14 protein-coding genes are annotated in these 13446 nt (G+C 40.1%); 11 read left to right on the forward strand and 3 right to left on the reverse strand.

What is annotated here, in order from left to right:
* Window positions 1-119: 119 nt before the first annotated feature.
* Both MP622_RS00810 and MP622_RS00815 read right to left on the reverse strand, forming a co-directional pair.
* Window positions 120-1169 (reverse strand): preprotein translocase subunit SecA, encoded by a 1050-nt coding sequence (locus tag MP622_RS00810; RefSeq protein ID WP_243792040.1) that lies wholly within the window; start codon window positions 1167-1169, stop codon window positions 120-122.
* 4 nt (window positions 1170-1173) lie between these two features.
* Window positions 1174-2112 (reverse strand): acyltransferase, encoded by a 939-nt coding sequence (locus MP622_RS00815; protein ID WP_104441500.1) that lies wholly within the window; start codon window positions 2110-2112, stop codon window positions 1174-1176.
* A 267-nt stretch (window positions 2113-2379) separates the two neighbouring features.
* On the opposite strand from MP622_RS00815, the gene MP622_RS00820 reads away from it, so the two are divergent.
* The 10 genes from MP622_RS00820 to MP622_RS00865 all read left to right on the forward strand — a co-directional run bounded on the left by MP622_RS00820 (window position 2380) and on the right by MP622_RS00865 (window position 12419).
* The gene (locus tag MP622_RS00820) at window positions 2380-3027 is read left to right on the forward strand and encodes an OmpA family protein (protein ID WP_016167265.1); all 648 of its coding nucleotides are present in this window, start codon (window positions 2380-2382) and stop codon (window positions 3025-3027) included.
* 147 nt (window positions 3028-3174) lie between these two features.
* Window positions 3175-5214: a UvrD-helicase domain-containing protein gene (locus MP622_RS00825; RefSeq protein ID WP_016167264.1), complete on the forward strand. Its 2040-nt coding sequence runs from the start codon at window positions 3175-3177 to the stop codon at window positions 5212-5214.
* A 35-nt stretch (window positions 5215-5249) separates the two neighbouring features.
* Window positions 5250-5702: a dUTP diphosphatase gene (dut, locus tag MP622_RS00830; protein ID WP_044738232.1), complete on the forward strand. Its 453-nt coding sequence runs from the start codon at window positions 5250-5252 to the stop codon at window positions 5700-5702.
* A 206-nt stretch (window positions 5703-5908) separates the two neighbouring features.
* Complete coding sequence (locus tag MP622_RS00835) at window positions 5909-7333, forward strand: phosphomannomutase/phosphoglucomutase (protein ID WP_243792042.1); 1425 nt, start codon at window positions 5909-5911, stop codon at window positions 7331-7333.
* Between the two features lie 12 nt (window positions 7334-7345).
* Window positions 7346-8245: an acetylglutamate kinase gene (gene argB, locus MP622_RS00840; protein ID WP_104441502.1), complete on the forward strand. Its 900-nt coding sequence runs from the start codon at window positions 7346-7348 to the stop codon at window positions 8243-8245.
* 145 nt (window positions 8246-8390) lie between these two features.
* The gene (locus MP622_RS00845; RefSeq protein WP_243792043.1) at window positions 8391-9173 is read left to right on the forward strand and encodes a GNAT family N-acetyltransferase; all 783 of its coding nucleotides are present in this window, start codon (window positions 8391-8393) and stop codon (window positions 9171-9173) included.
* A gap of 99 nt (window positions 9174-9272) precedes the next feature.
* A complete protein-coding gene (locus MP622_RS00850) occupies window positions 9273-10121 on the forward strand; it encodes a class II glutamine amidotransferase (RefSeq protein WP_243792045.1) in 849 nt (282 codons plus the stop codon).
* Between the two features lie 262 nt (window positions 10122-10383).
* Window positions 10384-10839: a bacteriohemerythrin gene (locus MP622_RS00855; protein ID WP_044738243.1), complete on the forward strand. Its 456-nt coding sequence runs from the start codon at window positions 10384-10386 to the stop codon at window positions 10837-10839.
* A gap of 174 nt (window positions 10840-11013) precedes the next feature.
* Window positions 11014-12096 (forward strand): hypothetical protein, encoded by a 1083-nt coding sequence (locus tag MP622_RS00860; protein WP_243792047.1) that lies wholly within the window; start codon window positions 11014-11016, stop codon window positions 12094-12096.
* Between the two features lie 2 nt (window positions 12097-12098).
* A complete protein-coding gene (locus MP622_RS00865; protein WP_171285002.1) occupies window positions 12099-12419 on the forward strand; it encodes an RnfH family protein in 321 nt (106 codons plus the stop codon).
* Between the two features lie 45 nt (window positions 12420-12464).
* On the opposite strand, the gene bamE is transcribed toward MP622_RS00865, so the two are convergent.
* The gene (gene bamE / locus MP622_RS00870) at window positions 12465-12863 is read right to left on the reverse strand and encodes an outer membrane protein assembly factor BamE (RefSeq protein WP_016167255.1); all 399 of its coding nucleotides are present in this window, start codon (window positions 12861-12863) and stop codon (window positions 12465-12467) included.
* 114 nt (window positions 12864-12977) lie between these two features.
* Between bamE and fur the strand changes: the two genes are divergently transcribed.
* The gene (gene fur / locus MP622_RS00875; protein WP_016167254.1) at window positions 12978-13415 is read left to right on the forward strand and encodes a ferric iron uptake transcriptional regulator; all 438 of its coding nucleotides are present in this window, start codon (window positions 12978-12980) and stop codon (window positions 13413-13415) included.
* The last annotated feature ends 31 nt before the right edge of the window (window positions 13416-13446 follow it).

Here is a 13446-nt window from a genome sequence, read left to right on the forward strand (position 1 = left end):
TTATCCTTAAGACTTCGAAGCTATTGGTTTTATGCCGAAGCGATGTTGTAAATAGAGCAAATCCTAGAACAAATTCTTTGAATTCTCTAGCCAAGTTTGTAACTTTTTTATCTTAATGCTTATTCTTTAGCTTGATCGAGCTTTTCAAGGTCTTCTAACCATTGTTTTACTTTCACTTGCTTGCGAATAGCATCCAAACTTTCATATACAGCAGATTCAACCAATTGTTCCAATGCCTCATTATCAATATTTAATTCGCTGACTTTTTCAGCAATCAGCTTATAGGTATGATTAGGCTGTTCAGGGCTTCCAGAGACTAACGGTTCTAAAATACCATAGGTAATATTTTCTCCTAAACGCTGCCCAATGCTCTGGATTTGATGTTCAATTCGTCCACCAACAATAGGAATTAAACGTAACAGCTGGGTAAGTTCAGGCGTATCCTCAATGGCTTGATTTACAATTGCACCAATATTTTGAGCAATCAAGCTCTGACGCTGCTGTAGTTCCGTCGCCAGTGACTCTTGTAACAGTTCAGCTAAAGCTTGCGCAAATAGGGTACGATGATGATCGACTAAATCATGAATAATTTTTCTATGAGTTGAGCTGGTATTCAGTTCATGCTTCACGCCGTCTAATACGGTAATGACTACACGATCAGACAGTTCTTCCATGATTACACGGTAGTAAAATTTGGCTCTTTTCTGAATTGATTCGGGAATGACGTTATAGCCTAATTCATGCAGACGAAAAATGATAATCCCTGCACGGAATAAACGTAGAAAACGCAGATGTGGAATAATGGCTAGAATTTCATACCAATGAATAAAAGGGAAAAAAAACCAACGACGATGGTGGCGATAAATGACCGCAATCACCCAACGTACCAAAAGCTCAGTAATTAAGAACAAAATAAACCAAGCTTCGGTGGTAATCACCCATGGATGGAGATGAGTACGATAAAAATTGAGCACTTCATCTAAATGAATCGAGTTTAGGAACCAACCACCAATATTGCTCATCAAGAAAAAATTGGCAGCTAAGCAGAACAAGTTAAAAATGATCAGGAATACCATGAAGGTGTCATAGATCAGATAGAGTTTGAATGACAAGCTCTGTGGATCGACACGATGATATTTTGATTTGGGTACTGACTTGTTCTGCCTCATAGGATTACACCGTACTCACTTCAGCAGTTGTTGAATATTGCGCTTTCATTTGACTAATTAACTGATCTTTTTCAGTCCAGAGATGAGCAACCCATGCTTGGAATTGTGCACGATATTCATCATCATCTTCATAGTTTCCACCTAGAACCCAGTCAGGAATTTCGATTTTACGTAAATTCACCGCAATACGACCCACTTCACCTAGCCAGAATTCGCCATAACCTGGTGCACCATCAGGATAAACAATGGTCATATCCACTAGCGCATCAATTTGATCACCTAAAATATTCAAAGCCAATGCAAGTCCGCCAGCTTTGGGTTTAAGAAGATTTTGGTAAGGCGAGTTTTGTTTCTTGTGTTTCTCAGGGGTAAATCGAGTACCTTCTAAATAGTTTAGTAGTGTAAAAGGTTGGCTTAATAATTGTTCACAGGCTTTGCGTGCTTCTTCCATGTCTCGGGTTTTAAGCTCAGGATTTTTTTCAATTTCTTGTTTGGTATGTCGCTTCATCATCGGGAAGCCCAAAATTTTGAAGGCTTGTCCAACAAAGGGAATAAAAATCAGTTCCCATTTGGTAAAAAAGCGTGTCAGTGGCATTCGTGTCAGTCCAAAATATTGATTTACTGTCGTGTCGACCCAACTTTGGTGATTGCAAGTCATTAAATAACGACCTTGCATACTCAAGTCGAGATTTTCATCGACCGTAATATCCCATTTTAGATGGGGTAGAACGTGATCAATGAGCCAGTTATTCACGCCTAACCAACTATTGGTAATTTGAATATTGGTTTTATCGACTTTTTGCGATTGTTTAAATAATTTGGTTAAACCGAGTGCAAGTACTGGTGGTCCATGAAAAAAAGTACTGCCTGTCATGACAGAGCCAACAGTGAGTCCACGTGTGATTTTTTTTAATATGGGTTGTTTGTTTGCTTGAGATGACATATAAAAAATAATCCTAAGTAAAATCATCCATTATCGTTGTTGAATATAGTTGCAAATTCTGAAAATAAAACAAGCGTTCTGTTTGGTAAATTATCCTTCATGATTGATCAAACATGAAGGGATTGTGATGAATGCACATTCAAAATTGAAATTAATTATTACAAAATGTAACCACACGCGATATTATTAACAAAAAATCAATGGTCTAAGTCTTCTTTTTCAGCGACTATTTCAGGCATAAACAAAACACACAAATGGAGGCATGTCATGCGTGCACTATTAATTTCATCAGCAGTAGCAGGGGCGTTGGTTCTTTCAGGTTGTCAATCTACTGGCACAGGAATGGAATATGACAAAGCGGCAATCGGTGCAGGTCTAGGTGCATTATTGGGTGCAGGTCTTGCTTATTCAAATGCAGACAAAGATAAAATGGGTCAAGCAGCAGCGATTGGTGCTGTAGTGGGCGGCGGTGCTGGTCTTTTATTAGACAAAAAAGAAAAACGTCTTCGTGAAGAACTTGCGGGTACTGGCGTTGATGTAGATCGTAACAAAGATGGTTCGATTAATCTTGTAATGCCAAGCGTTACTTTCGCAACAAACTCTTCTACTATTCAACCACGTTTCCAAACAGCATTGAATGATGTTGCGCGTGTTTTACGTGAAGATGGTACAGCGAACAAACTTGCACTTGTTATTCATGGTCATACTGACAACACTGGTACTGATGCGATTAACAACCCATTATCTCAAAACCGTGCAAACTCTGTATTGAACTACTTATCTTCTCAAGGGATTGCAAGCTCACGTATGACTGCGCGTGGTTATGGTTCTTCTTCACCAATCGCGAGCAATGATACTGCTGCGGGCCGTGAACAAAACCGTCGTGTAGAAATTACAGTGTATGAAACAAAATAATTGAAGTTTTGTTTGCTTAGAAATCATTGAGTTTCGGGAAAGCCACCTTTAGGTGGCTTTTTTTATGAACAGAGAATCGTCATTTTAGGTTAGGCATCTGGGTATTTGATGTCTATAATCTAGCTCGGATCAAAAAGAGGAAAGACTATGTCACTGGCAAGTCAGTTAAATGACAAGCAACTTGAAGCCATGAAATATACTCAAGGGCCCTTGTTAGTACTTGCAGGGGCTGGTTCGGGTAAGACTTCGGTTATTACGCGTAAAATAGCTTATTTGGTTAAGCATTGTGGTATTCCTGCATACCGTATTACGGCAATGACATTTACCAATAAAGCAGCGCGTGAAATGAAAGAGCGTGTGACTAAGTTATTGTCACGTGAAGAAGCGAAAGGTCTTTCGGTTTCTACTTTCCATACCTTTGGTCTGAATTTATTACGTTTAGAACTTAAAAATACGCCATTAAAAGCCAATTTTTCTATTTTAGATGCTGATGACTGTAAGCGTATTCTCATGGACTTAATGCACCGCGATAATATGTCGGGTGCGGAAAGCAAAGAATTAATCGCGAAAGCCATGAAGATGATTTCAGATTGGAAAAACGATTTGATTCCTCCTGAACAGGCACACACCACATGTGAAACACCTGAAGACATTCAAATGGCGCATTTGTACCAACTTTATGAGCGTAATTTGCGTGCTTATAATGCGGTAGATTTTGATGATCTGATTGTGATGCCGACGCGTTTGTTACAAGAGAATCAAGAAGTACGAGATCGTTGGCAAAATCGTATTCGCTATTTGTTGGTCGATGAATATCAAGATACCAACACCGCACAATATATTTTAGTGAAACTTTTGGTCGGTGTAATGGGGCAGTTTACCGCTGTGGGTGATGATGACCAATCGATCTATGCATGGCGTGGAGCAAAGCCAGAAAATATGGCATTGCTAAATGAAGATTTTCGCAATTTAAAAGTCATTAAACTGGAACAGAACTATCGTTCGACCAGCCGTATTTTAAAAGCAGCGAATACGGTGATTGGGAATAACCCACATATTTTTGATAAAAAACTTTGGTCAGATAAAGGTCATGGCGAAGTCATTCGCGTGATTACCTGCCGTAATGATGATGATGAAGCAGAACGCGTGGTAAAAGACCTGATTACCCATAAACTGATGAATGGCAAAAATTGGAAAGATTATGCCATTTTGTATCGGGGTAATTTCCAAGCACGTATTTTAGAGACGCAACTGCGTCAAATGCAGATTCCGTATAAATTGTCAGGTGGTCAATCATTCTTTGCGCGTGCAGAAATCAAAGACATCATGAGTTATCTGCGACTGATCATTAACCCAGAAGATGACAGTGCATTCTTACGCATTATTAATACACCAAAACGTGCGATTGGACCTGTAACTTTAGAAAAGCTCGGTTTGTTTGCCCAAGAAAATCATCTGTCTTTATTGGCGGCCGCAGGCGATCAACGTTTGACTATGGCGATTCCGAAAAAGGCAACCACACAACTGGCTGAATTTGCTGAGTTCATTAGTAACTTTACTCGTGAATTGCTAGAAGATGATGAACCTGTACCGATTATTCGCCAAATGATGCACGAAGCGGGTTATATCGACTACATCAAAGAATCTGCGGCTACACCTGCACAGGAAAAAACCAAACTCGACAATATTGAAGTGTTATACACCAGTATTCAAAGTTTGATTAACCGTGCTGAAGATGTGGATGAGCGCAACATTGAAAGTGTAATTCGCAAAATGGTGTTGCTGGATATGTTGGAGCAACAACAGGAAGAAGAAGACACTGATAAAGTCAATTTGTTGACTCTGCATGCATCTAAAGGTCTGGAATTTCCATTCGTATATTTAATTGGTTTAGAAGAAGAGCTACTGCCACATAAAAACTCGATTGTGGCTGAAACGGTCGAGGAGGAGCGTCGTTTGATGTATGTGGGCATTACCCGAGCGCGTCAGGGGTTGACCATTACGCTAGCGGAACAGCGCAAGGCGGGTGGGCAAATGCGCCAAATGACCCCAAGCCGCTTTTTAGATGAATTGCCACAAGATGAATTGGAGTGGTTGGGGCGCAAGAAAAAGCTCGCGGGCAATGTTGACCCCAAGCAGCAAGCACAACACTACCTTGAAAATTTACGCGCTTTAATTAAGCGTTAATCCCGATATTTATTTTTGAAACAGTAGGAAACAATATGAAGGTTCAAGTTAAAGTTCTAGATACACGTTTAGGACAAGAATGGCCAATGCCAACTTATGCGACGCAAGGTTCAGCGGGTCTGGATTTGCGCGCATGTGTAACTGAACCAACAGTGATTGAACCGGGTCAAACGGTATTGGTGAAAACAGGCCTAGCCATTTATATCGAAGATACAGGCTTTGCAGGTTTAATTTTGCCGCGTTCGGGCTTAGGTCATAAACATGGCATCGTTTTAGGTAACCTTGTGGGCTTAATTGATTCCGACTACCAAGGCGAATTGATGGTTTCGGTATGGAACCGTGGTCAAGCTGCATTTACTTTAGAACCAGGCGAGCGTTTGGCACAGTATGTACTTGTTCCTGTGGTGCAAGCAGAATTTGAACAAGTAGACGAATTTGTAGCGACTGAGCGCGGTGCAGGCGGTTTTGGACATACAGGTAAAAACTGATGTTGATATGAAAGAGCCTTACGGCTCTTTCATTCTGAAATATAAAAGATTTTATTCAATACAACTTTATAAGCTGTCAACAACACTTAAATAGTATTAACAGTTCAATTCTATTCAGATATAAACTAGAAATATTTTAAAACATTTACGTTGTATGAATAAGACGAACTTTTAAAGTATTCGTTGGATTCAGAAGTTACAAATATATGAATATTCAACAACCTATATTTCCATGGCAGGTCTTTCGTGCCTATGATATTCGTGGAAAAATAACGTTATTAACACCAGAGTTGGTCGAAGCAATTGCCTATGGTCTGGCATGCCAGTATCAACAAGCTGCTCAAACCACTGTGGTGATTGGCTATGATGCTCGTTTGAGTAGTCCTGCTTACGCCCAAATTATACAAACAATATTCGAAAAACAAGGTTTTCATGTCGTGAATGTGGGCTGTTGTTCTAGCCCAATGCTGTATTACAGTGCGCGCCAATTTGCAGGCAATGGCATTATGGTCACCGCGAGCCATAATCCGAAAAGTGACAATGGCATCAAATGGATTATGCAAGGTGAACCGCCGTGCCCTGAAATGATCCAACAAGTTGGTTATGTCGCGAGCTTACAGTTTTCACCACAACGTAAAGTACCTTTAGCCCATATTCAGCATCAATTTGATGTGAGCTATTGTTTGCAATATCAGCAAGCCATCTTAGAAGATATTCAACTGAAACGACCTTTCCATATCGTGATTGATGGTTTACATGGTTCAGCAGGTCGCTGTGCCGTTTTAGTTTTACAAAAGTTAGGTTGTCAGGTGACGGCACTGCGTTGTGAATCGAATGGCGAATTTCCTGATCATGCCCCAGACCCATCGCAAGCTAGTCATTTAATTACTTTGACCGAAACCGTTCAACAACAACATGCAGATATAGGCATTGCGCTCGATGGAGATGGTGATCGACTGGTATTGGTCGATGAACACGGCAGCATCATTAGCGCAGATCGATTATTGTCTTTATTCGCTGAAATGTGCTTAGCCACTCATCCTCAGCATGAAGTGGTGTTTGATGTAAAATGCTCAACGATGGTACGCAATACGGTGTGTGAATTGGGTGGGCAAGCCAAAATGATTCGCACTGGCAGTAGTTTCTTAAAGACATATCTCATGCAATCACACGGAAAAGCTGTGTTTGGTGGGGAATATGCTGGACATTACGTGTTTAATGATGGGCGCGGTTTTGGTTATGATGATGGCTTATATGCCGCCTTACGCGTACTCGAATTTTTAAGTCAACGTCCAGATTTCACCCTTTCGCAAGCACTGGTCAAATACCCTGAACGTTGTGGTACTGAAGATACTTATATCAGTACTTATAGTGCTGATCCTAAGTCCTTATTGGCTGATATTGAAGTCCAGAGCCATCATATCGCTGCTCAATTAAGTAAAATTGATGGTGTACGGCTTGATTTTGAAGATGGTTTTGGCATTATTCGAGCATCCAATACTGGCGAATATTTTACTGTTCGTTTTGACGCCGATAATCCTGCTCGTTTAAACGATATTCGGCAATCTTTTGTTTCCATGTTAAGTGATCGATATCCTAAAATCGCGCACGACATTTTAAATGCTCATTGAGGAGAGAGGCGAATGCCACATCAGCAGACTGGCATCGACAAAGCACAAATTTTGACAGAAGCTTTGCCGTATATTCAACGTTTTTCGGGTAAAACGCTGGTCGTAAAATATGGCGGCAATGCAATGACCGATCCTGAGTTGGAAAGCTCATTTGCACGTGACATTGTGTTATTAAAAACCGTCGGTTTAAACCCAATTGTGGTGCATGGTGGTGGCCCTCAAGTTGACTCTTTCCTAAAACAATTGGGGCGTGAGTCTGACCGTATTGATGGTATGCGTGTGACTGACCCTGCAACCATGGAAGTGGTGGAAATGGTGCTGGGTGGCAGTGTGAATAAATCCATCGTCAATCTAATTAATCAACATGGCGGTCGTGCCATTGGTTTAACGGGTAAAGATGGCAATTTAATTCGCGCACGAAAATTGTTGATGCAGAAAAACCAAGAAGATGGTTCAGTCAAAGAAATTGATTTAGGTTTGGTGGGTGAAGTCATTGGTGTGAAAACTGATGTACTGGAAATGTTTACTCAAAGTGATTTTATTCCTGTAATTGCGCCGTTGGGTGTCGATGATCAAGGGAATACTTATAACATCAATGCAGATTTGGTTGCTGGCAAAGTTGCTGAAGCACTCGGTGCAGAAAAGCTGATTTTGCTGACCAATATTTCGGGCGTATTGGATGAAAATAAAAACTTGCTTACGGGCTTAACCACGCAGGAAGTTGACCGTCTGATTGAAACAGGCGTGATTTATGGTGGCATGATTCCAAAAGTGGGCTGTGCCTTAGATGCGGTTAAAGGTGGTGTGGTGAGCGCACATATTGTGGATGGTCGTGTTCCACATGCAACGTTATTAGAAATCTTTACCGATCATGGTGTGGGTACATTAATTACCAATCGTGCCAAACACTAACCCATTCGCTTTATCTTATGTTTAGAACCAGTCCTTAAGGACTGGTTTTTTATTGTGGAGATTATTTAACAGCCGTCCATTTTTGGTCATTGTATTGTCATCTGGATTGCCTAGTGTATGAAAAAAGCCAGAAGAGCACATAACAATGTTTGAAAAGTTGAATCTATATCGTCAAAACTTTACTTTGCCATTACAAAAAAAAGCGACAAAACAGACTCATCAATACCACTTTGAATGGGTAGAAGATTTAAAGCAATTGCACGAAGTCCAGAAATTCCGAGCAGCACAATTTTCCCAACAATTCGGGATTCAATTTGATCAAGACATCGATCAGGACTTGTATGATTTTGGCTGTGAACATGCAGTACTGCGCGATAAATACAGCAATGAAATTGTTGCTTATACACGGTTAAAACTCTTGCAAGGAGAAGATTTGGCACAGAGTTATAGCGCGCAAGAATTTAAAATTATTGATGAACTTGGGCATTTATCCAATATTGTAGAAATTGGACGAACATGTGTACATCATCGCTATCGTTCTAGTCGCGCCTTATCCATATTGTGGCTCAATCTTGTTCCTAAGGTACTTTGGGAGATGCGGGCAAAATATTTGATTGGTTGTGTCAGTATCCGCTTACAAGGCAATCAGGCACGTGCGTATTATACGCATCAATATTTAAAACAACTCAGTCCTGAACAAACGTGTGCGATTCAACCCCAAGAGGCATATGAACCCACATATCCAGAATATAGTTTTGCGCAAGATGAAAAAATTCCCAAATTGTTTGATGTGTATTTAAAAATGCATGCCAAATTATCACAGCAGGCATTTTATGATCGTGAATTTAATTGTCTGGATTATTTTGTGTTACTCGAAGTGAATAAAATGGCGAAGAGTTTTGTCATGAAAAAGCTGATTCAGCGTTAAGCATTAAAATTACTGAACCTAGCACAGATTAAGATTTACAAGCCTTGCTGTCGTCATGCACAATAAACCCATAATCTATTAAAGTGTTTATAGTTGCTTATGTGCCAGTTGCTCGGAATGAATTGTGCGACCCCAACGGATATTACCTTCTCTTTCCGTGGTTTTTCACAGCGTGCGGGCATTACTTCAGATCATTGTGATGGTTTCGGCATTGCTTTTTTTGAAGACAAAGCTTGCCGCTTATTTGTGGATAATCAGTCGGCGGTTGAATCTCCAATTGCGGAACTGGTGCGGAATTATCCGATTAAATCACGCAATGTGATTGCGCATATTCGTAAAGCGACACAAGGCAAAATTAACTTAGAAAATTCACATCCGTTTATGCGTGAGTTATGGGGACGTCAATGGATTTTTGCCCATAATGGGGATTTGCTTGATTTTGATCCGCCATTAACTGGACACTTTACCCCGATTGGCAATACGGACAGTGAACGCGCATTTTGTTTTTTATTGGATCAATTGGTCGCAAAATTTGGTTATGTCGAACCATCTTTAGCTCAAGTATTTGAGCTACTCTTAGAAATTGCTCCAAAAATTGCAGAACACGGAACTTTTAATTTCTGTTTATCCAATGGTCAGGCTTTATTTAGCTATGCCATTACCAAATTACATTGGTTGGTACGTGAATACCCATTTAAACCTGCACAGTTAATTGATCTCGATGTCGAAGTTGATTTTAGTCAAGTGACAACTCCTGAAGATCGCGTAGCCGTCATTACAACCGAACCATTGACACAAAATGAAATCTGGCAGGCATTTCAACCTGGCGAAATGATTTTATTCCAGTACGGGCAACCAATTCAGCGTGCATTTACTCAGGTCGAGCGCTTAGTTCGTGAGAAAGCTAATCCGACTTTAAAACGCATCACTCGTGCTGATCAATATTGAGAGTGGCGCGAGAATTGCAGAATGATGCTACTTGATTGTTAAAATTAAGGTTTTCATAATTAAAGAAAAAATAAACTTTTTGGTTAAAAAATATCTTATTCTTTTAGTCGGGTATAAACAAATTAATATATATATATCATTATCTTAGTCAATGATTTTCGCTAAAAACTTGAATCCAGACTGATTTACTTGTTTTTTATTTAAATTTAATACCGTTACTATCCTTTTCAAGTAACGAATGATGAATTTTAAATGGGGGCGTATCAAGATGAAATGGGTTCCAGAATATAATACTGGTATCGATGTGATTGATGATCAGCATAAGCGAATCCTTGATTATATTAATGAAATTAATGATATTGCTCTTCACACCGACCGTGATCGCATTAAACAAATTCTCGATAATATTATTGATTACACCCAATCGCATTTTACTTTTGAAGAGTCTCTACAAGAAGAAGCGGGTTATAAATACCGTGTACCGCATAAACGTGTGCATGACTTATTTATTAAAAAAATTGAGTCGTACCGTGACCGTTTTGAAATGGGGCACTCGATTGAAGCAGAATTACATGAAGTCTTGGCGAAATGGTTGATTAACCATATCCAACACGATGATGCTGATTATGTTGGTGCTGTCAAAGAAAACATGATGGGAATTATTAAAGAAAAAGAGAAGAAAAAAGGTAAGAATTGGTTTGCTCGGTTCTTCTCTTAAGTACAGCAGGGTCTAAGATTCGGCAAGGACAAGCTGTGCAAAAGAATTAAAAAGCTAAAAAAAGAAATAAAAGCATTGGCGCAGCAAGCCATCGAATACGGTGGTTTGCTTTTCTTTTTGATTTTCATGCATGACAAAGGCAAAATAGCGATAGATTTTTATTAGGAATGCATCATGCAGGACAATGCTATGTCACGATGGTTATCGCCGCTGATGGCTTTTTGTTTGTCATTCATCATTATTGCCACTGTGGCACCAATAGTGGGAATACAAACAGAGCGTCAACTCGATTTCTGGTTGCTCTGGTTAGGCACTATGTTGGTTTTGGCTTTGCCAATTTGCTATTTAGAAATTGCTTTGGCTAAGCGTTCGAAAACTACAGCATTAAATGCACTATCTAATTTAACCCGTGATGCAGATGCATCTCCAAGATGGCGTTTAGTCGGTTGGATGGCGGTGGTGTTTATTCCATTTCTAGCGGGCGCGATGTTATTTAGTGTCAGTCAATACAGCGCACAATGGGTAGCTCAAGGCATTGCCCCACAATATCTTTTTGTGGGATCAGCTATTGCAGCTGTTATTTTATCTTTAGCCCCACGTATGATTTTGGCATTAATCACCGCTATTGGTGTCATTGCCGCGTTGGTTTTTGCACAAGTGAGTGGAACAGCTTTACCTACTTGGCAAATGACTGCACTTGAGTTTAGCGAGTGGGGCAGTGCAACCGTGTTGGCATTGGTTGCGAGCGGTTTAGGTTTGGGGCTGTATTGGCAAACCAGCTTAGTTCAAGTGAATCAAGATGATGTTGCCAGCAAAACTGTATTGCCTATTTGGATTGCCCAGTTGGTGGCTGTGTTGGCATTTGCCTATTTTGCTGTAGCGGCACAATTACCTGTGATTGCTTTGTTGGTTGCAACTGTTGTAGGGGCGGCACTGCTACTACAGCTTGCACGTGAGCAATTGGTACAACGTCAAGTGATGGTGGCAGTGCAATGGGCAATTCTCGTCGCTGCTGTGTTCGTGTGGGCTATTCCAGAAATTACACCCGTATTCCATATTGTTTTGGTGCTTTGGGGTCTAGTCATTTGCTTAATCTATGCGATTTTTGCGGGCTGGATTATGAAAATTAGCCATTTGCGCAAAGCGATGAATTTTAGTAGTGAGCTATTTTACAATCTCTGGCGTATTGCGGTGCGCATTGTACTTCCACTGGCGATCATTCTTGCAATTGTGTCGGTATTAGGACAATTGATCTGATGGTGGAGCAAGCCAAAGTTTGGGTAGCTTATGCGACCTCCGAACAACAATTTCATCTAGAAGTTCCCTTTCAATCGGGTATGACTGCATTAGATGCAATCGAGCAAAGTGGAATTCGAGAGCAGGTTGAATTACCTGAAATTTTGCAGTTGGGGATCTTTGGTGTACGTCTTGAAAACTCTGCACAATTGCTGCAAGCGGGTGATCGGGTTGAGATTTATCGGGCGTTGACCATTAATCCAAAGGACATTCGACGTAACCGTGCAGCCAATAACCCTGTAGGACGCTATGCCAAAGGCAATCGCTTTAAACAATTGAAATGATATGAAAAACCCCTCAATGAGGGGTTTCTTTTTATTTTAAAGCGTCTATAGTGGAGGCGCAGTTAAAATCGCTTCTTTCGATCCAGGTAAACCAGGTTGTGATTCTGGAATCGTTTCTAGACCTTCAATCTTGTTCACAATACCGTTTTGATCGAAGTAAATTTTCAAATGCTGACCATGCGCTGCGGGAATCTTGGCTTTTTTAGCATAAGTTCCTGGGATATAATTGTAGACGTAGTCCCATCGTAATGGATTTAATGGATCTGTAATGGTTGGACTACCGAGTAAAAAACGCACCTGTTGGTAACTCATGCCAACTTGAATTTTTGAAGCTTGGGCTTGTGTTAATGGTGTTCCTTGAGGAATATCTACTTTATAAACGCCCAAGGTCGAACAGCCCGCGAGCAGTGAAGTGACGAATAACGTCAACATGATTTTTTGCATTTTGCTACACTATCCCAAATTAATTTTGATGCATTTGATCCACGGATAGATCATACTGCATCTTAACTTTGTTGCATATTCCAACTTTAAATTTGTTGAGAGAGACCTTTTTACATGCCTATTTCAAACCAAGACTTACGCAAAGCTGGACTTAAAGTTACACTTCCACGAATTAAAATATTAGAATTATTAGAAAATTCAAAGCAACATCATTTAAGCGCGGAAGATATCTATAAGACTTTACTCGAACAGGGTGAAGATGTCGGTTTAGCAACTGTTTACCGCGTGTTAACGCAATTCGAAGCTGCTGGTATTATTCAGCGTCACCATTTTGAAAATAATCATTCTGTTTTTGAAATTATGCAAGATGATCATCATGATCACTTGGTTTGCCAAAACTGCAATAAAGTTGTTGAATTTACTAACGAAGTTATTGAACATGAACAACATACAGTGGCAGAAAAACATGGGTTTACCTTAACAGGACATTCATTAAATCTGTATGGCTACTGTGATGAGCAAGAATGTCAGGATGCATTACGTAAAAAGTAATGTAACTTAAGCACTTGCTGAACATAAAAAA

The organism is Acinetobacter sp. PK01 (assembly GCF_022819285.1).
Lineage (GTDB): Bacteria > Pseudomonadota > Gammaproteobacteria > Pseudomonadales > Moraxellaceae > Acinetobacter > Acinetobacter tandoii.

Bases quoted from the DNA above. Each gene is read 5' to 3' on its own strand.
- MP622_RS00850 (WP_243792045.1), top strand. From the start codon at position 9,273: ATGTGCCAGTTGCTCGGAATGAATTGTGCGACCCCAACGGATATTACC.
- MP622_RS00825 (WP_016167264.1), top strand. From the start codon at position 3,175: ATGTCACTGGCAAGTCAGTTAAATGACAAGCAACTTGAAGCCATGAAA.
- fur (WP_016167254.1), top strand. From the start codon at position 12,978: ATGCCTATTTCAAACCAAGACTTACGCAAAGCTGGACTTAAAGTTACA.
- MP622_RS00860 (WP_243792047.1), top strand. From the start codon at position 11,014: ATGCAGGACAATGCTATGTCACGATGGTTATCGCCGCTGATGGCTTTT.
- bamE (WP_016167255.1), bottom strand. From the start codon at position 12,863: ATGCAAAAAATCATGTTGACGTTATTCGTCACTTCACTGCTCGCGGGC.
- MP622_RS00835 (WP_243792042.1), top strand. From the start codon at position 5,909: ATGAATATTCAACAACCTATATTTCCATGGCAGGTCTTTCGTGCCTAT.
- MP622_RS00810 (WP_243792040.1), bottom strand. From the start codon at position 1,169: ATGAGGCAGAACAAGTCAGTACCCAAATCAAAATATCATCGTGTCGAT.
- argB (WP_104441502.1), top strand. From the start codon at position 7,346: ATGCCACATCAGCAGACTGGCATCGACAAAGCACAAATTTTGACAGAA.
- dut (WP_044738232.1), top strand. From the start codon at position 5,250: ATGAAGGTTCAAGTTAAAGTTCTAGATACACGTTTAGGACAAGAATGG.
- MP622_RS00820 (WP_016167265.1), top strand. From the start codon at position 2,380: ATGCGTGCACTATTAATTTCATCAGCAGTAGCAGGGGCGTTGGTTCTT.
- MP622_RS00845 (WP_243792043.1), top strand. From the start codon at position 8,391: ATGTTTGAAAAGTTGAATCTATATCGTCAAAACTTTACTTTGCCATTA.
- MP622_RS00815 (WP_104441500.1), bottom strand. From the start codon at position 2,112: ATGTCATCTCAAGCAAACAAACAACCCATATTAAAAAAAATCACACGT.